This is a genomic window from Tardibacter chloracetimidivorans, from assembly GCF_001890385.1.
GTDB lineage: Bacteria > Pseudomonadota > Alphaproteobacteria > Sphingomonadales > Sphingomonadaceae > Tardibacter > Tardibacter chloracetimidivorans.
In genome coordinates this window covers 872,638-893,822 of the sequence record NZ_CP018221.1, presented here as the reverse complement: position 1 = coordinate 893,822, position 21,185 = coordinate 872,638, and the positions used below count along the sequence as shown (strand labels likewise).

Sequence of the window (21,185 nt, the reverse complement as noted above, 5' to 3'; positions counted from 1 at the left end):
GAGAGTTTAGATGAGTGGACGGCCTGATTATTTCGACAAGTATGAGACGCTTGCGTTCGAGCGATCGGACGACGGTGTTCTGGTCGTTCGCTATCACAGCAACGGCGGCCCGGTGCTTTATAGCGGCACGCATCATGCGGAGTGGGCGCCTGCGTTCACGGACATCGGCATGGACCGCGGCAACCGGGTGGTGGTGTTCACCGGGACGGGGGACGTGTTCATCGACCGGCACGGGGAGTGGGGCAAGCCGATTGCGACGCCGAGCAACTTCGACGTGCCGTCATGGGGCGAAAAGATGATGTTCCGGCGGCAGTTCGAAATCGAGGCGCCTGTCATCAACGCGTGCAACGGTCCTGCGCTGATCCATGGCGAGCTCATGGTGCTGGGCGACATCAACCTGGCGTCGACGACGGCGAGCTATGCCGACGAAGGGCATTTCACCGCGGGCGAAGTGCCTGGAGACGGCGTCCACATCCTGTGGCAGGAGCTGCTGGGGACCAACCGGGGCAAGTACTTCCTCCTGACGGGCCAGAAGATCGACGCGTGGGAAGCACTGCGTCTGGGGGTGGTGAACGAGGTGCTCGAGCCGCAGGACCTGATGCCGCGCGCGCTCGAGCTGGCGCACCAGATGGCGACCTATTCGGATCTGACGCTGCGCTACACGCGCCAGTGCTTCGTGGACCGCTGGAAGCAGCTGTTCAACGACCAGGTCGGCGTCGGCTACGGCATGGCGTTGCAGGCCCTCTCGCACATGGACCGCGGCTGGATGGTCTGGGACAAGTCCAACGAGGGCAAGGAAGACTATCGCCAGCTGCAGCCCCTCCAGGCACGCGAATCCGTCAGGAAGTAGGCATCCGGGCCGGCACCTCCGCCGGCCCCGACCCATTTGGGCTCGGTCCGAACAACATAGCGCTGAGCCGAAACGATCGCGGTCGCTACGAAGCTGACAACGGGTGAAGGATAACAGATCATGGCCGCAGACCGCATAGATACCAGCCATTCCGCGGATTACATCGTTATCGGAGGTGGCAGCTCCGGCGCTGTGGTTGCGAGCCGTCTTTCCGAAAATCCGAACGTCAAGGTTCTACTCATCGAGGCGGGAGGAGAGGCGCGCTCGCCCTTCATTCAGATGCCCGCAGGTGTCGTTCGCCTGATCGGCAACAAGAAGGTGGACTGGTGCTACGAACAGGATCCGGATCCGTCGATTGACGGCCGGCAGTTCGCCTGGTCGGGTGGGAAACTGCTCGGCGGAAGCAGTTCGATCAACGGAACGGTCTTCATCCGCGGGACGAGACGCGACTACGACCGATGGGCGGCGCTAGGCGCGACGGGCTGGGATTATGCCGGCGTGCTCCCCTATTTCATGCGATCCGAAACATGGACGGGAGAACCGGCTCAAACGCGCGGGTCTCACGGTCCTTTGACCATCTCTCCGATGCGGCGAGGCTATCACCCGCTCGTCGAGAGGTTTGTGGCCGCATGTCGCGAACATGGGCTTGAGTTCCTTCCGGATTATAATGCGGACGTGAAGGAGGGCGTATTCTACACGCAAGCCTCGCAAAGAGACGGGCTGCGCTGCAATACTGAAAGAGCATATCTGCGACCCGCCCGCTCCCGGTCGAATCTTCAGATCGTCACCCAAGCCGAAGTCCGGACCATATTGTTCGCCGAAAAGGTCGCGGTGGGCGTCGAATATATCCGGGGTGGCCGCACAGAAAAAGCCCTCGCCACGCGGGAAGTGATCGTCAGCGCGGGCGCCATGGGTAGTCCTGCCCTGCTTCTGCGCTCCGGCATCGGTTCAGGCTCATATTTGGCGAGCCGCAATAAAAAGGTGGTTCTAGACCTGCCCGGCGTGGGTCTCAATCTTCAGGAACATCCTGGTGTCGCACAGAGCAAGTTGATCAATGTACCGTCCTTCAATAGCCAAACCGGGCGGCTCGACGTCCTTCGCTACTTGCTTCAATATTTGTGGAACCGGAGCGGCCCCATGGCCTCTCCGGCGGTTCCGGCGATGGCGCTGTTCCGCAGCCAGCCCGAGCTTGACGAACCGGATTCGCAAATCCACTTTTTCCCGCTGAGCTATGACGTCGATCCCGATACGACATCGTTCAACACCGTTGGCATGTCTACCGATCCGATGCTTACCCTCCATGTGTCTCTCTGCCATCCGCAAAGTCGCGGGCGCGTGGAGCTCGACGAGCATGACCGCCCGCACGTTCATCATCAGATGCTCGGCGACGAGGGCGATGTTCAATCGATGGTGAGCGCTCTCAAATATATAAACCGGATTTTCGACACCCCCGCGATGCAGAAAATTGTAGTCGCAAATCGCACGCCGAATCCTATCCCTACCGGGGATGACGAATGGGCCGCTTTTGCGCGCTCCAAGGCAGCGCCAGGGTACCATCCCGTTGGAACATGCCGGATAGGCTCGACTGACATGGCTGTCGTGGATCCCCATCTGCGCGTCCGCGGCGTGAAAAATCTGCGGGTTATTGACGCATCCGTGATGCCGACGATCCCGAGCGTCAACACCAACGCCACGGCGATTATGATCGGGGAGAAAGGTGCGGAGCTCGTTTCGACGAGCGCTTGATATGCCGGTTGGCTCCATCCTCGCTTTGGCAGATGTGATGAGCATCACGGCAGGGTCCGCTACGGTCATGAGAATGTCTAAGGCTCTCTAGGTCCTGGAAAAATGCTGGGAGGAATTCACAATGACAATGGCCGGTAAGGTGGCGATCGTCACAGGCGGCGCGCAGGGTCTGGGAGCGGCGGTCGTACGTTTGCTAAGCGAGGCCGGCGCGCAGGTCCTCATAACCGATATCGCGGATGCCGCAGGTGGCTCGTTGGCCGCGGAACTGGGGGAGGGAGCTCGGTTCCTTCACCATGACGTCTCGAGCGCGGCGGACTGGAGTGCGGCTATAAAAGCCGCAGAGGATGCGTTTGGGCCCGTCGACATACTCGTGAACAACGCCGCAACGACGCAGCGGCCAGCGTCTGTGGAAGACTTTGGCGAGGAAGAGTATCGGAGGATTTTCGAGGTAAATCAGCTCTCGGTTTTCCTCGGTATGCGGGCCGTTGTTCCTTCGATGCGCAAGGCAGGGGCCGGGGCCATCGTAAACATCTCGTCGGTCGCCGGTCTGGTGGGTCAGCGAGCCGCGATAGGATATGTGGCGACGAAATTTGCCGTCAGGGGCATGACCAAGGCTGCGGCGCTCGATCTGGCTCCCTATAATATCCGGGTAAACTGCGTCCATCCCGGCGCGATCGACACGCCCATGCTGAGGCAAGTGACCGAGGCGATGGAAGGCGATCCCGTCGGCGACTTTTGCCGAACGCTGCCCATTCCGCGGCAGGCTGCCCCCAAGGAGGTGGCGAGCGCCGTCCTGTTTCTCGTGTCGGACGGGGCAAGCTTCTGTACGGGTGTGACGATGCCCGTCGACGGCGGGTGGACGGTGTGAGCATTCGCGCTCAGATTCTTGAACTCGCTCTATTCCGTCACTTGCGGGCCTAATCGGCTTTCGATGAGCCGAGCCGGAGCGACACTTAGTGGCAACCGCCCGCGCCCCCGCGGCAAGCGGAAACGCGGGGCAGGCGCTTGCCGGTTCATCTCACGTCGGTTCACACCGCTTGAAGACGATCCCACTTGGTGAACACCACGGGGTACGAGATGTAGGTCGGGATATTGTCCGCGACTTCCATCTCTCCCATCGCCAACACCTCCGGCTTCTCGTCCGAAGCACGTTGGACGCCTCCCTTGAAGAAATGCTGGAGCAAACGGATGTGGCTACCGCCCTTGCCGTCGTTGCCGAGGACCACGCGCAAGCCCAGGCACTGATGGGGGCCCCCTCCGAAGGCAAGTCCGTAGCGGTTCACTCCTTTCGGTACCTCCCGACGAGGGTTGAAAATGTGCGCGTCCGGACCGAACACGGCAGCGTCGCGACCAGCTCGAGGGATCAAACCATGGATTTCGTCGCCGGCTTTGATCGGACAACCTTCGACCTCCAGGTCTTCTGTTGCCAACCGCGTGATATAGGACACGAAGGGCGCTCGAAGCCGCAAAGACTCCTGCAGCGCCAAGCTCAGGAATTCGAGATCCTCGACATTTTCCCAGTCTTCGGGATGATCCTCAAGCCAATTGAGAAGATCGTCAATCGTGGAGAGAACGGCCTGTACGCTCGTGCCCGTTGTCGCGACGAACATGAGGATCGACTCGATTACCGCGTTCCGCTCGTCGAGATACCGTTCATCCACGGCCGTCGCGATCATGTGGAGAAGATTGGTCTCGGCGCTGTCCACGTCGCTGCCATCAGACGCGTTCTGACCGAGCCGCTGTTTCATAGCCTCGAAGGACGGACGGTAATATTCTTCGACGAATATCCGCTTTGCTTCGAGACCAGCACGCGTAACCGCTTCTCGGTCGGCGAAGTGGCTGGCGCTCAGTCCGGCAAACATGGGGACGCAACAGGAGCGAAGCCTGGCCATCCTTTCTTCGGTTTCAATGTCCTGCAGCCCGATCAGCTTGGCGGTGAACTCGAGGAAAGTACGTTCCACTACGGCAGAAAGATCGCAGCGCATCATGCCGCGCTCATCGGGCTTGACGGCACGTGCCAACCAACGCTCCACGGAAGGAACGATGACGTCCTCGCGAAAATAGATGAGCTGTTCGGGACGAACCAGCGCGTTCAGATGCTTGCGCCGGTGCCGATGCGCGTCGCCATTCAGCATGCTGAGGTTGCCGTCCTGAAACTCGCGTACATTGATGTCGCCAAGCTCGGTCTTCTGCCTGTAATTGTCAGCCGAGACGTCCGGAACGTTCTCCACGCCCTTGGAGCGTAGCACCCGCTGGAGCACATCCACCTTATCGATCGACACGACGGCAGCGCTGGCCGGACAGATACCTTCACGCATATTTCTCTCCCGACTAGATTTGCGGCAATCCCCATTTCTGCCGGCGCTGATGGCCGCAAGTCCGGCCTGCCTGTGACGTCCAGCCTCGGCCTTGTGCCGAGCCGACCCTAACGCAAGGAAATGGACGACGAGTGTAACCCTCGGCTGGGACATGCGCCCCAGAGCACTCACTGTTAGCGGTCAGATTACCGTAAGTCTCACGATCCGCCACGCCCTAGGCGCTCCCAAATGTCTCGGCGAGAGCGCTTCGTTGAGCTTGGCTGGCAAGAGAGGATGCGGCATGAAAGTAGCGATGACCACCGTTGGCCTAAGAGCCTGGATGGCTTCCGACATACCGGCCATGATCGACGAAGTTAAACTCGCAGAGTCGGTCGGCCTTTATCAGTATGACATGCCCGATCATCTCGTAACGGTGCAGCAACCGGTGGACTACCCTTACGGGAAGGTCGCTATCGAGCTTAGCCATCAACCTTTCTACGAACCGTTGACCATGCTCTCCGCGCTTGCCGCCTCGACCTCACGCATTCGTCTGTCGACCGGTATTTTGCTGGCGCCGTTCCGGCCGGCTGTGTTGCTCTCGAAACAAATCTCGACGCTGGACCACATTTCCCGGGGCAGGATCGATCTCGGGTTCGGCGTCGGCTGGATGAAGGAAGAGTTCGATGCTTGCGGCGTTCAGTATGAAGGCCGCTTCGGTTATATGATAGATCAGGTGCGCGCGTGCCGCAGCTTGTGGACGGAGGCACCGGCGTCGATCGACAACAAGGCCGCCAAGTTCGACGAGATTTTCTGCTTTCCCCACCCTTACCAAAAGGGCGGGCCGCGCGTCATCCTCGGAATAGCGCCGAACGCTCGCAATTTCGCGCGGATGGCGGAGGTAGCTGATGGCTGGGATTGTGCACCCACGGAGTCTGATCCCGCAACGCTGCGAACGCACATCGCGGAACTGAAGCAGGCTTTCGTCGAGCGCGGTCGCGACCCCGAAAGCATCCTCATTCGCGCTTATCCGCCCATCGTCTACGACGCCAACGATCAAGCAGACATCAGGGCCACTCTCGCTCAAGCTCCTGCATTCGAGGACGCGGGCGTGGACGTGATGAGGATCAATGCTGTGTCATTCGTCAGGGACGAAAATTATCCCGCCTTTATCGAGGAACTTGCAGAGGCGATGAACTAGCGGACTTTAAGCGCTTCGCCCGGGTAGCCTCGGGTGTCACCTCCAACATAGCGGTCGGGCACAGAACATATCGGAACGGGAAAGGCGTGGCCGGTCGCCGCGCTCTCGTGAAATCACTCGAAGACGACGTGGACGCACTGAAAGAAGATTTTCGCCATGCCATGCGCAGGCTCGCGACCACGATCGCGCTCGTCACGACAGGCCGAGGCGAGAATCGCGCCGGCATCGCCGCTACGGCAGTATCATCGGTCGCGGCCGACCCGCCGACGCTTCTCGTCGTGGTCAACCGGAGCGCCAGCATTTTCCCCGTTCTGCACGACGAGGCGAAATTCTGCGTCAATCTTCTTGCAGAGCGGCACTCGAGCCTTGTCCACGTGTTCGGGGGCGCCAAAAAGGGAGCGGCGCGGTTCGAAGATGGCGCCTGGGCCGAGTCGGCAGAGGGCCTTCCAGTCCTGATGGATGCTGCAGCAAGCATCATATGCCGAACTACGGCTACCCTCGACGTCGCAACTCACCGCCTGTTTATCGGAGAAGTGACCCGGATCGAAGTGCACGCCTCGATTGATCCCCTGATCTGGTTGGACGGGCAGCTAGCCCGCGCAGAATGCCTGACCCAGTGCTCGGCTCAATCTTGAACGGCTGGATTCGGAATGCGGAGTTATTTGATCCAGGATCATGGGCGACGGCGGATCTGGAACCGTGCTCGAGTTGCTGCAACGGCACGTCCGCGCGACAAACAGCGAACAGGCCTGATTTCAAAACGTGATTCACGGCCAACCGGAGGGTAGTGATGCGATGTTTCGTTGGCGATGAGTTTGGGTCGGTCGACTTGTACCAGTTGACAGATCTGCCCACACCCCGGCCTGGAAGCGACGAAGTCCGCATACGCATTGCCGCGACCGCTCTGGGATTCGTCGACGGGCTGCTCGTCGAAGGCAGATATCAGTTGAGGCCGGCGCTTCCCTACGTGCCGGGTGGCGAGATCGCAGGTGTGGTCGATGCCGTCGGGAGCGATGTGGCAGGCGTGTCAGTGGGTGACCGCGTCGCCGTTTGGCGGTTGGGCGGGGGCTTGGCGGAGTACATCGTCGTTAAGGCGAATGAGGTGTCTATCGTGCCGGACGAGCTCGATCTTGAGATTGCAGCGGTGATGCTGCTCGATTTCCAGACCGCCCATTACGCATTGGTCGCCAGAGCAAATCTGAAGAAGGGGGAGACCGTTCTCGTGCTCGGCGCGGCAAGCGGCGTCGGCGCCGCTGCGGTGCAACTTGCGGCCGGATCGGGCGCTAACGTAATTGCTGCGGCTTCGACCGAGGCAAAGCGGTCTCTGGCCCGCCGGCTGGGCGCCACCACAACGGTCGACTCACGAGGAGACCTTCGATCGCAGATGAGGGACCTGGTGCCCTCGGGTGTGGACGTCGTTGTCGATCCGGTGGGCGGGACAAGTTCCGAAGCCGCGTTCCGGTCACTCGCGAAATATGGTCGGCACCTCGTGATCGGCTTCGCGTCTGGACGGATACCCTCGATTCCAGCGAATTTGCCCTTGCTCAAAAGCGGGTCACTTGTCGGTGTCGACGTCCGTCATTTCTATACATCTGATCTTGATCAAGCGCGCTTCGCCCTCGAGGCGCTTTTCGGAATGATGGTGACAGGGATCCTCAATCCGCCCAGCATTCAGCGATTTGCGCTGCATCAATCGCAACTGGCCATCGCGAGGACCTCAGATCGAGACAAGGCCGGCAAGGTCGTGGTGGTTCCATAGATCCCTTTGCCTCGTGTTTCGTCCCGCTCTATCGCGCACGAATGTTGCGTCAGGCTAATTTAGTATTTGAAGTGGCCCGAGTGAAGGAGGCTCATGGTGCCGCCTTCGCGGTAGCGAGATCGTTGGCGCTGGGTGATCGTGACCTTGGCCATCAATGCGAAATGCCGATTTGAGTCCCATGGCGAGGTGACATCCAGGTTCACCCTCTCGGTTATGATTCCTATTCCATCTCTAGCGTCTCTTCACCCGCCTGCCTGAACCATGATGGCATAATGCTCTCAAACTCACCATTTTTTTGCAAAACCGGGCAACCGTTGAGCGGCAGGAGAGAAGGTCGGTTTTTGCAGTCCGGATGAAGCGACCTTCCCCTTAGATACCGTCAACTGGAAGCACTCACGACGATGCAATTGTCCCTTCAAGGAAATGTCGCGGTTGTAACGGGCGGCGCCCAAGGAATGGGCCAAGCCGTGGCAAGGCTTTTTGCAAGCTGCGGCGCTCAAGTCATGATAGGCGATATCGACGAAGTGCGCGGTCGCGCCACCGTCGCCGACCTCGCGAAGTCAGGTGGCTCGGTTGAATTCCGCTATCTCGACGTGAGCAAGGCCGAGAGCGTCTCAGCGTTCATAGCTGAAACTGTCCAACGTTACGGATGCGTCAACATCGCAGTCAACAATGCTGCCGTGGGGCCTCGCACACAGGCGATCGTGGATTGCAATTCCGAAGAATATGATCGTATCTTTTCGGTCGATCTCAAAGGTGTGGCGCTGTCGATGCAATTCGAGATCGCGCAGATGATCACGCAAGGCCGTGGCGGGGCGGTCGTCAACATCGGTTCGTCAGCCTCGTTCCGCCCGACACCGTTGGCCGGCGCATATACCGCCGCCAAGCATGGCGTGATCGGGCTGACAAAGGTGGCGGCCGTTGAAAATGGTGTTCACGGTATTCGCGTAAATGCGGTCGCTCCGGGCGCCACAGATACCCCGATGCTGCGAGAATATATGGAGCACAACCAGGTTTCGCCCGAAGAGGTCGCAGACCAGATGAGCCTGCTTGGCCGGCTTGCCACTCCGGAGGATATTGCAAACGCTTGCCTGTTTTTGTGCTCCGATATGTCATCCTATATCACCGGCGCGACCATTTGCGTCGACGGAGGCTATGTTGCGCGTTGAAAGGCCGGTACGGGGGCGGGCGGACAAGCCTGTGCTTCAACCGTGACTCGTGCTCCTCCTGGCTTAGAACCTTCGGAAATGGGAATACCGTTTGGCCGAGCGCAGCGCTTGGCGCACGTCCGCTTCCCGATCGCTGCCAGCCGCCGAACGGGCATGAGAACCCGAGCGAAGTGGAGCCTTGAATGTTAGTCGCAGACTATCAGGCAGAAGAGGGGCATTCTCCGCTTGCGGCGCCGAGCCGGCCGATCGTGATTTCGCTGTTTGCCGGCATAGTCTCGACGGCGGTTATCTATGACGCACTACCGCCCGTTCTCCCGGCGATTTCCGCGAATTTCGGAGGGGGAACGCGAGGTGATCTGATTGCCCAGCTCGCGATGACCTTGCCCCTTCTGGGCATGGCGCTGTCGGGACTTTTTTCCGGCCGATCTATCGATAGGTTCGGGATCAAACCCGTCCTGATTGCCGCGTTGTTTGCATTCGCGATCTTTGGTTCCGTGGGAATGTTCATCCACACTGCTCTCCCACTTCTCGCCGCCCGGATAGCGACAGGGATAGCAGCGGGAACCATGTTGACATGTGGAACGACGCTGATCGCTGCGCACTACACGGGCCTCGGCCGTTTGCGAATGGCCGGGCGCCTTTTCGCCGTCGGCGCCATCTGTTCCGTGACGTTCATTCAGATTTCGGGAATCGCGGCAACCATCTCCTGGCGAGCGCCATTTCTGCTGCATCTCGTTTTCGCTCTGATCTTCGCTACACCAATCCTCTTGATGAAGCTCGCGCCTAGCGCTTTCGGCGAGCGCCATACGAGGGAATCCGGATTTGACGTCGCAAGACAGATAATGCCCGCGGCGCCTGCCTACTGCTACATTTTCCTGCTTAATTTCGTCAGTTATCTTTTCAGCGTGCAGCTCGTATTTCTGCTTGCATCCATCGGCGTTCACTCGTCGACGAGCATCGCGAATGTCGTGATGGTTTACGCATTTGGCGCGCTAGCGGGCAATTTGGCCGTGACGCGAATAGAAGCAAGGCTCGGAACCGTTGCCACGATTGCGGTTGGATGTGCACTGCTGAGCTTGGCAGCCTATGTTTGCGCCGTTTCCTGGTCGCTTGAGATCTTGATATTCGGCCCCTTCATCGGCGGGATCGGCACGGGTTTAGCGATTCCGTCCAATATGACCCTCATCATGCGGAGCGTTCCTCTGGCGCTCTCGGCGCGTGCCCTTAGCATTGGAACGTCAATGATGTATCTAGGCGGAGGCAGCGCGCCATTGGTGATAGCGCCGCTCGGCGAGGCCGTCGGGGTGCGAGGCGTCTATTATACCGCAGTCTTCGTGATCGGGCTCGCAGCCATGCCGCTCGTTGCCTTGTCATGGAGACGTGCGCAGCCGGAGACGACCTGATCCAGCGCGGGTGCACCTCGACGAGAACGGCGGGCTGACTGTGCTGACCCTGATGGGCTACGATACTAGCCTCAAGCCTAATCATGCAGGCAACATCAGGTTGAGAATCAATTGGTCAACAAGATCGGCGAGGAGCGTCAGCAGCTAAGAGTTCGTCATGGCGACTATTTCGGGCCATTATTTCAGAGTGTGCACACGCGGCGCTGAGCACGCGGGCGTTGACCGCGCGGCCTTGCTACTGCGCGCCGCCCTGCATCCTGGGGAAATCAACGCGCCGGGTTGGCGCGGTAGCGTTCAGAGCATGACACTGCTCGTTCAGGCGATATGGGCCGAGTTGAACGACGAGTTCATGGGCTTCACGAGCCAACCGGTGAAGCCCGGGACGCTCGCGATGATGACGGAACTGGCCCTAACCGGCCGGACTGTGCTTGAGGCGCTGCGCAAGGGCATCGCCTTTTACGGCATCGTCACGAACGCGGTCGTGACTGAACTGGAAGTAGAAGGCGACGATGTCCTTATTTCGGTGAAGCTCGAACACCCTGAACTGGATCCGGACCACTACCTGTTGGAGTTCTGGCTGATCATATGGCACCGGTTCGCATGCTGGCTTGCTGGAGAAATCGTGCCGATCACGCTGGTCGAACTCCCCTATCCCAGACCGACCGGCTACCTTGACGAGTTGTACCATCTGTTTCCCGCCGAACAACGCTTCGACGAACCGAGGTGTCGGCTCCGCCTGCCTCTCGATGCCCTTGCCGTCTCGATCATGCCGGACGAGGCGGCACGACAGCAAATGGTGAGGCGCGCGCCTTTTGATTTCATGACCATACCCGGCCATGACCACAGCCTGGCGCATCAGGTGCGAACTCTTCTGATGCCACGCGGAAATGCTGTCTTCTTTCCTCTCAGTGTAACACAGATCGGTGCGGCTCTCGGAATTCAACCCGTTACCCTGTCGCGCCGCCTGCGGGCTGAGGGCGCGACCGTAAGCGGGATTATCCAGGCAATTCGCCGCGAGTTGGCGACATCCCGATTGCTGGGAAACGGAACCACGGTCGAAGATATTGCTGTGCAGTTGGGCTATGACGAGCCGCGGTCGTTCACTCGAGCCTTTCGGCAGTGGATGGGCGTCAGCCCACGACAGTTTCGCAAGCTTGCTTTGAACGACGTTGCGCGTTCCTCCGACCGATAGGCTGCAAAAGCCATCTCGTCCCTGTCGGCGGTGACTGTGGCAGGCCAAGCCTGGTCCTAAGCATCTCCGCAAGGACGACGATCGCATTTTGTTAAGCGAGGTTCAGGTTTGAACAACAAACCTAGCGTCAACGGATGAGGATCTTGGGTTGGCTATGACAAGCTCCGCCGAGAAGCGATTGCGGTTCGACGATCAGGTTGCCATCGTCACCGGCGCGGGACGCGGCATCGGCCGGGAATATTCACTCTATCTGGCTGATCGAGGCGCTGCGGTGTTGGTAAACGATCTCGCGCGCGACGAGCATGGTGAAGAGCAGGCGGGGCCGGCCGACGAAGTAGTTCAAGAAATTCTCAAGAGGGGAGGGCGGGCCGTTGCGCATGTCGCGTCGGTCGCCACAGCAGAGGGTGCCGCCTCGATCGTGAGCGCGGCCCTTTCAGCATTCGGCAGAATAGATATCCTCATCAACAATGCCGGCTTCAATCGGCATGCGAGCTTCGCCGACGTATCGATCGAGGATTATCAAAGCGCGCTCGACGTACATCTTTTGGGAACGGTCCGTGTCACGTCCGCCGCCTGGGCGGAGCTCAGCAAACGAAATGGTCGGGTCGTCAACACAGTCTCCGAAGGTATGCTCGGTTCAACAGCGCTTATCGCTTATGGCGCTGCGAAAGGCGCGGTGTTCGGCTTTAGCCAGAACCTTGCCCTCGAGGGTGCTAAGCTCGGTATCAAGGTGAACTGCATATCTCCCCGCGCGTTCACGCGCATGTCCGAGGATTCGTTCGGACCCAGTGCCCTCGGGCTTCCCAAGGCGACAATCGAAGAATTCAGGTCGACGATGCCCGCAAGCATGATCGCGCCAGTAATGGCGTTTCTTGCACACAGTTCTTGTCCGCTAAATGGTGAAGTGTTGTGTACAGGCGGCGGGCAAGTGTCGCGCCTCGCGATGGTGGAATCGAGGGGATACTCCCAGGCCAACCTGACCATTGAGGATGTTTCTGATCATCTTGATGAGATACTTCAAGTGTCGGATTGCGTAATCAGAGGGGCGTCATGGACTCCCTCCTAAAGGAACAATGTTCCTGTCAATTTGTGGCAATGGAACCGTTACAAGCCAGGTCGCTGGCATGTTGACATCAGCGATCTGCACCTCGTCCATCCTCGTATGCTCACGTCTATGGGGATCGATCACTATAGTTGTACCTATTTCGACTGAACGAAATACGCTTTCCAGCGGTGCGAAATCCAAGTCCCCGCATAGGGTGACTGCTGGAGCTTTCGCATCCGTATATTCCAAACGGCAAGAGGCGATGGCGCAGTGCCATATGAAGCAATAACCGGTGTTTGCCTCGACGCACGGTTGCAGGGAGAGAGGGTGGAATGAAAAAGCTCGCTTTGAGGCATTCAGTTGCCGTCGTAGCGCTCGTGGGGGGCGCGTTTCCTTTTTCATCGGCCATGGCGCAAACCGTCGCTGGGCCGGATCAGGTGCGCGCCGAGTCAACGGCAGACCAGGGTATCGGTGAGATTGTCGTTACGGCGCAGAAGCGCGCTCAGAATCTGAGCGATGTCGGCATCACGATCGCAGTTGCGTCGGGTGAACAGCTCCAGACGGCGGGCGTGGTGGATGTCGGCCAGCTGGCAGCCGTCGTGCCAAGCTTCACGGCTTCTACATCATCTCTGGGATCGCCGGTATTCTCGCTACGCGGTATCAACTTCAACTCGTTTCAGCGCTCCGCGCCGCCGGCGGTGGCGACATATATCGACGAAGCGCCGCTGCCCTATCCGCAGATGACCCAAGCGATGTTGCTGGATATCGAGCGGCTGGAGGTGCTCAAAGGTCCGCAGGGCACTCTCTTCGGCCAAAACGCGACGGCTGGTTCCATCAACGCTATCGCAGCCAAGCCGACGTCGGTGCTTTCGGCCGGCTTCCAGGTGGACGTCGACAATTGGGGGCAGACGACGCTGCAGGGTTTTGTCAGCGGTCCGATCTCCGATACGCTCCGCGCCCGAGTCGCGGCCGGAACCACGCAGTTTGGTGGGTGGCAGAAGGGATATTTCCTCAATAACCAGAAGAACGGCGATCAAAACAAGGGTTCGGCCCGCCTGCTGCTTGATTGGGAGCCGACGGACCGGCTAAAAATCTCGACCAACTTCAACGCGAGTTTCGACCGCAGCGAGCAGCTCCAGCCGCAGATCGTCGATATAACGCTGGCAAATCCGGCTGCGCCTAGTCCCAATCTTCTGCTCTACCGCGATCATCCGGCGCGCCGGGCTCGCGATGCCGATTTCGATCTCGGTCTCGATACCCGTGCGAAAAATCACATGTATCAGGCCGTCCTGCGGGTTGACTACGATATCACGGACGACCTGACGTTTACGTCGCTGACGAACTACATCGACTGGAGCAGCCGGACGCCGTTCGACAATGACGGCTCCGCGTCGCTACAGCAGGTCAGCACGCAGATTTCCGAGATCAAGACGTTTACCCAGGAGGTGCGTCTCACCGGAAAGATTCCATCCGCGAATATCAACTATGTCCTAGGCGCGAGCTATGCGAACGATGATATCGTGGAAGGGGCCGATCAGGTCTACTATGCATATTCCGGCTTCCCGCCCAACTCACCGGCCCGCTGGATCTACGACCTTGGCCAGCGTGCGTCTGCTGTGTTCGCTAATCTCGACTACGAGATCGCACCGGGGCTAACGCTTACCGGCGGCGCGCGCTATACCGAGACAAGGCAGAAGATCAACGGCTGTACCTTCGATAGGGGGGGCGGAGGCATTGCCGGCACGGCCGGCTTCCTCGCGCAGATCGGTGCCGACGTCTTCTACGGACCCGGCGTGCGGAATGTCGCAAGTGCCTATCTGCCCGGCGGCTGTGCCACCATCGATGACACCGGGGCATCGCCGACGTTCTTGCCATCGTTCACAGACCAATCCCAGAAGGAGCACAACGTTTCCTGGCGGGCAGGCGTGAACTACAAGGTCGCTCCCGACAATCTGCTCTACGCCTTGGTCAGCAGAGGTTACAAGGCCGGTACCTACCCGGTCATCATCAATTTCTTCCAATCGGGCGTGAAAGGCGTCAAACAGGAGGAGCTTACCTCCTATGAAGTCGGTGCAAAGCTGTCTTTCCTCGATCGTCGAGTGCAGTTCAATCTGTCCGGTTTCTATTATGACTACAAGAACAAGCAGTTCTTCTCCTATCAGCCGGTGTTCGCGGGGCTGACGACTGCGACGTTGCTCAACATTCCCAAATCGAAGGTCAAAGGCATCGACGCCGAGCTTATCACCCGGCTCACACCGGAACTGACGGTCCGAGGCGCGATCACCTATATTGATACGAAGGTCGGGAGGTTTAACGGCTTCGACTTCACCGGGGCGAGGTTCGACTTCACGGGAAGTGAGTTCAACTTCGCTCCCCCAGTCGCAGCAACCGCGGATGCGGAGTATCGCACCGGTATCGGCGGCGATCTTGAGGGATTTGTCGGCGGTAGCTTGACCTACAATGCTCGGACCTTCGCCGACCTTGGGGAACCTGATCGGTTCAAAGTGCCGGCCTACACTCTGCTGGACGCCCGGATCGGCATCGAGTCCAGTCATGGCTGGCGGGTAAGCGTGTGGGGACGGAACCTGACCAATGAATATTACTGGAACTCGGTGAACTCGGGCGGCGACGAGTCGAACCGGGTTGCCGGAGCGCCCCGTACCTTCGGCGCCAGCTTCGGTTACCGTTTCTAGGTCACAAGACTGAACGAACGGATGGCACTGCAGCGGGACCACCGCAGCGGTGTCATCCGCTTTTATCGCAAATGAGAGCGAGGTCTGGATGGCATCGTTTCAAGGACGCGTAGCAATCGTCACTGGCGCTGCGCAGGGTATCGGAAAAGCGGTGGCGAGCCGCTTCGTCGCTGACGGTGCCAAGGTCATGTGCGTCGACCTGAAAGAGTCCGTGCTCGGCGTCGCTGAGCAATTGGGTGAGAATGCACGCGCTATCGTTGCCGATGTTGCCGACGATATCCAAGTGAACGGCTTCGTAACCGCGGCATTCGACCATTGGCAGCGATTAGATGTCCTGTGCAACAATGCTGGGACGGATGGTCACACCGCTCCTGTGCCGGATTGTTCGGCGCCGGATTTCGACTATCTGATGGGGGTAAACCTGCGAAGCGTCTTCCTTGGGATGAAGTATGCTATACCCCTGATGATCGAGGGCGGTGGCGGTTCGATTGTCAATATATCTTCGATTGCGGGCCTCATCGGATTGCCGGGCCAGAGCCTTTACGGTGCTTCAAAGCACGGCATAATCGGGCTCACACGGGCTGCGGCGCTCGAGCAAGGGCCTTTCGGCATCAGGGTGAACGCGGTTTGTCCCGGCGCGGTCCTGACTCCGCTGAGCGCCGACTTCATGGCCAAGGGTGGGAGCGACGTTGCCAAATGGGCGGCGATGCATGCCCTCCGCCGGTTCGCAGAGCCCGAAGAGATCGCTGCGGCTGTAGCTTTTCTGGCGAGTGATGAAGCGTCCTTCATTACCGGAACGGCAATTCCGGTGGACGGGGGCTTCACTGCTCAGTAGCAGCGACGACATTTTTTCCGTCGAGTACCGCCGTCGTCTAATCTTTGCGAAGGCGCTTCGACGTCACCGAGGATCGTTGTCCGAGGCCGCGTTGCCCTCCGCTCGGAGCCATTCTTCCGCCTCTTCGATTGCAAGAAAGACCTTGGCACGCGGATCATCGATCACGCGACTCACCTGCAGTTTGTGCAGTGTCGTTGCGACGACTATGGCGTAGCGATCTTGGCGGCCGACTAGATATTTGCTTGGTGGATCAAGAATTTGAGAAATCTCCATCTGTTGGACAGGTGCGTTTCTCGCATCACCCAACATCCTCAACGATCCGAACTGCATGCGAGCCTTGGCAATAATTGGCGCGCATATGGGCGTTGAACTTTTCTGCGTCCGATACCGACAATAAGCCTTCCATGCTGAACGCAAGCATTTTCTTGGAATCGAGTATGCGAAACTCGAACATTGCGTGCCTATCCGCTTAAGGCATACACCCACTAGATATGGTATGGTGGGTCCATTGGCCTGAGTAGAGTTCGGCAAAGGTCGGCGCCTCGATATCACTGGCGATCCCGAGGAGGGATCGGAAGGCGTTGAACGGGTAGAAGCGGCGATTGAAGCGGAAAGTGAACTCGTTGAGGTAGGCTTGCAGATGCTTGGTGCTGACGCCGTGGTGGATGCCGTTGAGCCACGCTTTGAGGTTTGAGAACACCAGATGGACGATGGGCAGGAACTCTTCGGACACCTCCGGGTCGCCACACTGGGCGATGGCGTGATGGTCGTAACCGCCGCCCTGCAACCCGCTATAGCCGCTCCAATCATCGGTGATGACCAGCGTTCCCGGCTCGACCGCGCTCTGTACAAAGCCACCAAGGGCACCGGCACTGCGGTCTGCACCGATGGCCAATCGAACCCTTCCGGCATAGCGTCCGTTCCGGCGGCGGTCCTGGCCAGTGCCAGGCTCCCGGTGACGAACTTCGACGGCGGCGACCACCAGCGTTTTGTGGTGGGTTCCCCGGCCTTCGCCGCGCGTTCGCCCGCCGATCCAGGTCTCATCGACCTCGACATGCTGACCGCTCTGCCCGCCGATCCGATCCTGATCGGGGCGCACCATCGCGGCGCGCAGTTTATGGAGCAGGCCAAAGGCCGTCTCGTACCGGGTCAGGCCAAGCTGGCGCTGCAACTGGACGGCAGATATGCCGGTCGTCTGACTCGCAACCAGGTAAGCGGCCCAGAACCACACGCTGAGCGGGATGTGGCTTCGTTCCATGGCCGTGCCGACCATCAGGCCGGTCTGACGGCGACACGAGCGGCACATCAGGATGACAGGCCGAGTGGTGAAACGAAACGGATCGCCGACGACGCCACAGCGTGGGCACGCAAATCCATCAGGCCAGCGAGCTTTTTCAAGCCAGGACGCGCAAGCGCCATCATCCGGGAAAAGCCGCTGGAACTCGGGGAGGGATTTCGGGAACGGCAGCTTGTCGCGGTCAAGAACGTCCACAATCCCCACCCTTTACAACCGCTTTGGGTGGCACCAAGCCGCAGGAAAAGTCAGGCGCGCGCCACAAGGCAGCCACTAGATGTAGTGGGTGTATGCGTCAAGCGGATAGGCACGGAACATTGCACGCCTCTCCATCGTCCGGCGGCCTTGCCTATACCGGATGAGCCGATGCCAGACACCCGAATTTTTGCACCGGGCGAAGGCAAACGTATCCGGCGTTCGACTACGATTCCTCTGTATCCGGGATCCGGTGTGACAGGAAAGCTTGTCAGGGCGAAGCATAACGATGGTAGTGAACGGATAGTGGCGCGCGGTCGGCGGCCAACCGGATCAGGAGGTCGGCTCGACTGGGCATTTCGGCCAATATGTGCCGGGTCAACCGCTCGTAGAAGCGGATGAAGTTCTCGACCTGGGCGTCGCTCATCACCGCGCTGGCGTCGCTGCCGGCGGTTCGGGCCAGCGCGTGCTCCTGCTCGATGCGCCAGTCGCGCACAACGTCGAAACCAGGGGCCGCGAGAAAGACGAGCATGTCGGTACGGCCGAACAGTCGTTGATAATCGCTGCCCAAGGCGGTGTTGACGGCGCGGCGCCAGCGGCCATCGCTATCTTCCAGGCGTTCGAGATCGTTGATCGGAGCGATCAGCGCTTCTTCCGCCTCAGGCTGTGCGCCGAGGCACCAACCCTCGAGAATGAGCAGCGCGGTATCGGCGGGCGCTTCCTCCCATACCGCTTCGGACGCGCGATCGTCTGCGGCCTTATCGAAACGCGGCAGCCGGACCGCACAGCCGTTGTCGATTGCCTCGATAATCTTCAAGCCAAGGCCGACGTCATGCGTACCTGGCACACCTCGAACGGCAAAGAGCGGATGCACTTGACGGGCCAGTGCGATGCGATCGGCTTTGGTATGGTAGATGTCATCGATAGAGAGGACCGCAGTGGTGATCCCTATGCCACGCATGCTCTCCGCGAGCGCTGCCGAAAGTGTCGACTTGCCGCTGCCCTGTGCTCCGGAAATGCCGAGAACGAAGGGTCGTGGAGTGCCTTTGGTCATCGCGTTGCGCAGCGCCGCTTCCACGGCGACAATGGCGGTGCCGAGGTTAGGCGACACGGTTCGGCGGCTCTCGCCCCTCAAGCAATGCTTCCAGATTGAGCACGACCTGCCGCCCCATCGCTTCGCGTGCCTCAAGGGTCGCGCTGCCGAGATGCGGTAGAAGCACGACATTCGGCGCTTCGAGCAACGATGGGTGAACCGCTGGCTCGTGCTCATAGACGTCGAGGCCGGCGCCGCCGATCTTTCCCGCGACTAGCGCTGCAGCCAAGGCAACCTCGTCGACCACGGATCCGCGAGCAGTGTTGATGAGCACTGCGCCAGGCTTCATTCGCTCGATCATCGCGGCATCGATCAGATGGCGGGTTTCGGTGCCGCCGGGACAATGTAGCGAGACAATGTCGGCTTCGGCGACAAGGTCAGTCACCGAACCGATGTAGCGAGAGCCAATGTCGTCATTCGTCGCCGCGCGGCGACTATGATAAATGGTTTCAACGCCCAAGGCCGCCCGCGCGAGCCGCGCAGTCACGCGCGCGATCCGGCCATAACCGATCAAGCCCAAGGTCTTGCCTCGCAGTGATCGTCCAATCAGATGGGTGGGTCGCCAACCGCTCCAGTCGCCCGAGCGCAATTCGCGTTCGCCCTCGCTCGCGCGCCGCGACACCATCATCATCAGCAGCAGCGCCAGTTCGGCCGTCGCCTCGGTCAGCACGTCAGGCGTGTTGGAGACGACGATCCTGGCCGCTTTCGCAGCCGAAAGGTCGATATGGTCGACGCCGGCGCCATAGTTGGCGATAATACGCACTCGTCCACCGCTGCCGATCACATCCGCGTCGATCCGATCGGACACGGTCGGGCATACAATGTCGAACGTCGCCATCGCGGCGGCCAGGTCGGCCTGCGACATCGGCGTGTCGGTCTCGTTCAAATGCACTTCGTGCTGGACTGCGAGCGAAGCCTCAATCGATTTCGGCCAACGTCGCGTCAATAAAATCCGGGCCACATGTCGCTCCATCAGCCACGCCCCCAAAAATCGTGTCGCGTGCCTTTTTTGAAGTTCTCGCGATGAGAACCGATGTCGTATCGATCGATCCCTGTCGCCGAAGTCCCCCGGGGAGGGGATAGAGTCCTCCTCGCTCTTAATGTTACCATCATCGACCGCTGTACGAGGTAGGCATCATGACCCTGGAAAGTCCGGAGCGCATTCAGTCCATGTGGGAAGCGGCGAGCGCGCAGATGCGCGAGCGTCGGCGCCCTGACGATTTTCCCGCATTGCCCGATATTCCCGCAGCCCGGTATACGAGCGAGTTCTTCTACGAGTTGGAGAAGAAGCATCTCTGGTCTAAGACCTGGTTGTTCGTCGGGTTGGCTCACGAGTTCGACGAAACGGGGAGTTATCGGACCTACACTCTCAACGATACACCCGTCGTCATTGTGCGAGGGCGAGACAAGAACCTACGGGCGTTCCACAACGTGTGCCAGCATCGCGGTTCGTTGCTCATGAAGGACGAGGGTGGTGTCGCAAAGAACATGCGGTGCCTTTATCATTGCTGGACATACGATCTCGAGGGGCAGCTGGCGTTCGTTCCTGATGAACATTATTTCTCCGACTTGGACAAAGCATCGAGGGGACTCAACCAGATACGCCTTGAGCAGTTCGGCAGCCTCGTCTTCATAAATTTCGACGAAGACGCACCGCCTCTCATTCAGTATCTGGCCGACATTCCATCGCTTTGGTCAGATATTCCACTCGATGATCTGCGCTTGTTCGAACGATTTGACTTCGAGGTCGATTGTAACTGGAAGTGCCTCCAGGACAACTTCGCAGAGAATTATCATGCAAAGTATGTGCATGAGCATACGATTGATAAAGTGATCGACTCGAAAACATCTGCGCTTCAGATGCTTCAGGGTGGCCACAACGCTATTGTGATCAAATCGCGCGGAACGCTTACGAGCGGAATGGGCGCGGCTTTCTTCAAATCCGAGGATGATACGCCGGAGGAGCAAGCGAGCAAGCTGGCCGAAATCTCGCGAAGCGGGCAGCGCAACTACAATGTGTTCCCCAATGCAACTTTTCCGATCGCGGAGTATCTTTTTCCCATCGTGTTGGTCTGGCCGATCAATGCCGGCCGGAGCCGGGTTGAAGTTTCGTTCGTAAAAACCGGAAGCGGCCCAGACAACGAGAAGCTGGATCGGGATACGCTTACGTTCTTCAAGAGCTTTATCGGTGAAGATCTGGATGCGCTATCAGGTATGCATAAAGCGCTTGCACATGGCGGCATAACATCCATTCCGTTGTGCTGGTCGGAGCAGTTCATCTATAATCATGAGCAGCATATTGATGAAGTCATCGGCTCCGAAAATATTCCGCAAGGGATGGCGGTGGTGAAAGTTGATCTTCCGTACGCGCAGAACTGAGTCGATAACTCAAGACCGGACGGCGACCTCAGGGGGA

18 protein-coding genes are annotated in these 21,185 nt (G+C 59.3%); 13 read left to right on the top strand and 5 right to left on the bottom strand.

Translation table 11 applies throughout. The features are described from left to right. Positions 1-10: 10 nt before the first annotated feature. The 3 genes from BSL82_RS04540 to BSL82_RS04530 all read left to right on the top strand — a co-directional run bounded on the left by BSL82_RS04540 (position 11) and on the right by BSL82_RS04530 (position 3,464). Complete coding sequence (locus BSL82_RS04540) at positions 11-850, top strand: enoyl-CoA hydratase/isomerase family protein (RefSeq protein ID WP_072596226.1); 840 nt, start codon at positions 11-13, stop codon at positions 848-850. 120 nt (positions 851-970) lie between these two features. Further along, positions 971-2,596 carry a GMC family oxidoreductase gene (locus BSL82_RS04535; protein ID WP_072596225.1) on the top strand — a complete coding sequence of 542 codons (1,626 nt, stop codon included), beginning with the start codon at positions 971-973 and terminating at the stop codon, positions 2,594-2,596. 121 nt (positions 2,597-2,717) lie between these two features. Beyond that, positions 2,718-3,464 carry a glucose 1-dehydrogenase gene (locus BSL82_RS04530; protein WP_072596224.1) on the top strand — a complete coding sequence of 249 codons (747 nt, stop codon included), beginning with the start codon at positions 2,718-2,720 and terminating at the stop codon, positions 3,462-3,464. 160 nt (positions 3,465-3,624) lie between these two features. Here BSL82_RS04530 and BSL82_RS04525 read toward each other — a convergent pair whose 3' ends face one another. Then, positions 3,625-4,914, bottom strand: coding sequence for a cytochrome P450 (locus BSL82_RS04525; RefSeq protein WP_158010683.1), 1,290 nt, complete (start codon positions 4,912-4,914; stop codon positions 3,625-3,627). Between the two features lie 250 nt (positions 4,915-5,164). Here BSL82_RS04525 and BSL82_RS04520 point away from each other — a divergent pair, with 250 nt between their 5' ends. The 9 genes from BSL82_RS04520 (at position 5,165) to BSL82_RS04480 (ending at position 16,187) form a co-directional block, all read left to right on the top strand. After that, positions 5,165-6,091 (top strand): TIGR03619 family F420-dependent LLM class oxidoreductase, encoded by a 927-nt coding sequence (locus BSL82_RS04520; RefSeq protein WP_158010682.1) that lies wholly within the window; start codon positions 5,165-5,167, stop codon positions 6,089-6,091. A gap of 107 nt (positions 6,092-6,198) precedes the next feature. After that, positions 6,199-6,726, top strand: a complete 528-nt coding sequence (locus tag BSL82_RS04515; RefSeq protein ID WP_226998620.1) for a flavin reductase family protein — start codon at positions 6,199-6,201, stop codon at positions 6,724-6,726. A 203-nt stretch (positions 6,727-6,929) separates the two neighbouring features. Next, positions 6,930-7,850, top strand: coding sequence for an NADPH:quinone oxidoreductase family protein (locus BSL82_RS04510; protein WP_226998619.1), 921 nt, complete (start codon positions 6,930-6,932; stop codon positions 7,848-7,850). Positions 7,851-8,251: 401 nt separating this feature from the next. Continuing rightward, positions 8,252-9,019 carry an SDR family NAD(P)-dependent oxidoreductase gene (locus BSL82_RS04505; RefSeq protein WP_072596221.1) on the top strand — a complete coding sequence of 256 codons (768 nt, stop codon included), beginning with the start codon at positions 8,252-8,254 and terminating at the stop codon, positions 9,017-9,019. A gap of 182 nt (positions 9,020-9,201) precedes the next feature. Then, positions 9,202-10,422 carry an MFS transporter gene (locus tag BSL82_RS04500; protein WP_072596220.1) on the top strand — a complete coding sequence of 407 codons (1,221 nt, stop codon included), beginning with the start codon at positions 9,202-9,204 and terminating at the stop codon, positions 10,420-10,422. A 157-nt stretch (positions 10,423-10,579) separates the two neighbouring features. Beyond that, a complete protein-coding gene (locus tag BSL82_RS04495) occupies positions 10,580-11,614 on the top strand; it encodes an AraC family transcriptional regulator (protein ID WP_072596219.1) in 1,035 nt (344 codons plus the stop codon). A gap of 154 nt (positions 11,615-11,768) precedes the next feature. After that, the gene (locus tag BSL82_RS04490) at positions 11,769-12,680 is read left to right on the top strand and encodes an SDR family NAD(P)-dependent oxidoreductase (RefSeq protein WP_072596218.1); all 912 of its coding nucleotides are present in this window, start codon (positions 11,769-11,771) and stop codon (positions 12,678-12,680) included. 311 nt (positions 12,681-12,991) lie between these two features. Beyond that, positions 12,992-15,352 (top strand): TonB-dependent receptor, encoded by a 2,361-nt coding sequence (locus BSL82_RS04485; protein WP_072596217.1) that lies wholly within the window; start codon positions 12,992-12,994, stop codon positions 15,350-15,352. 88 nt (positions 15,353-15,440) lie between these two features. Next, positions 15,441-16,187, top strand: a complete 747-nt coding sequence (locus tag BSL82_RS04480; RefSeq protein ID WP_072596216.1) for an SDR family NAD(P)-dependent oxidoreductase — start codon at positions 15,441-15,443, stop codon at positions 16,185-16,187. A 63-nt stretch (positions 16,188-16,250) separates the two neighbouring features. Here the strand turns inward: BSL82_RS04480 and BSL82_RS04475 are convergent, their stop codons facing one another. The 4 genes from BSL82_RS04475 to BSL82_RS04460 form a co-directional block, all read right to left on the bottom strand. Continuing rightward, the gene (locus tag BSL82_RS04475; RefSeq protein ID WP_158010681.1) at positions 16,251-16,496 is read right to left on the bottom strand and encodes a hypothetical protein; all 246 of its coding nucleotides are present in this window, start codon (positions 16,494-16,496) and stop codon (positions 16,251-16,253) included. A gap of 160 nt (positions 16,497-16,656) precedes the next feature. Further along, a complete protein-coding gene (locus BSL82_RS04470; protein WP_048575010.1) occupies positions 16,657-17,679 on the bottom strand; it encodes an IS1595 family transposase in 1,023 nt (340 codons plus the stop codon). 268 nt (positions 17,680-17,947) lie between these two features. Beyond that, positions 17,948-18,730, bottom strand: a complete 783-nt coding sequence (locus BSL82_RS04465; protein WP_072598592.1) for a kinase — start codon at positions 18,728-18,730, stop codon at positions 17,948-17,950. Between the two features lie 46 nt (positions 18,731-18,776). Further along, positions 18,777-19,742 (bottom strand): 2-hydroxyacid dehydrogenase, encoded by a 966-nt coding sequence (locus BSL82_RS04460; protein ID WP_193408594.1) that lies wholly within the window; start codon positions 19,740-19,742, stop codon positions 18,777-18,779. A 164-nt stretch (positions 19,743-19,906) separates the two neighbouring features. Here BSL82_RS04460 and BSL82_RS04455 point away from each other — a divergent pair, with 164 nt between their 5' ends. Further along, positions 19,907-21,148, top strand: coding sequence for an aromatic ring-hydroxylating oxygenase subunit alpha (locus BSL82_RS04455; protein ID WP_083579033.1), 1,242 nt, complete (start codon positions 19,907-19,909; stop codon positions 21,146-21,148). Positions 21,149-21,185 lie beyond the last annotated feature (37 nt).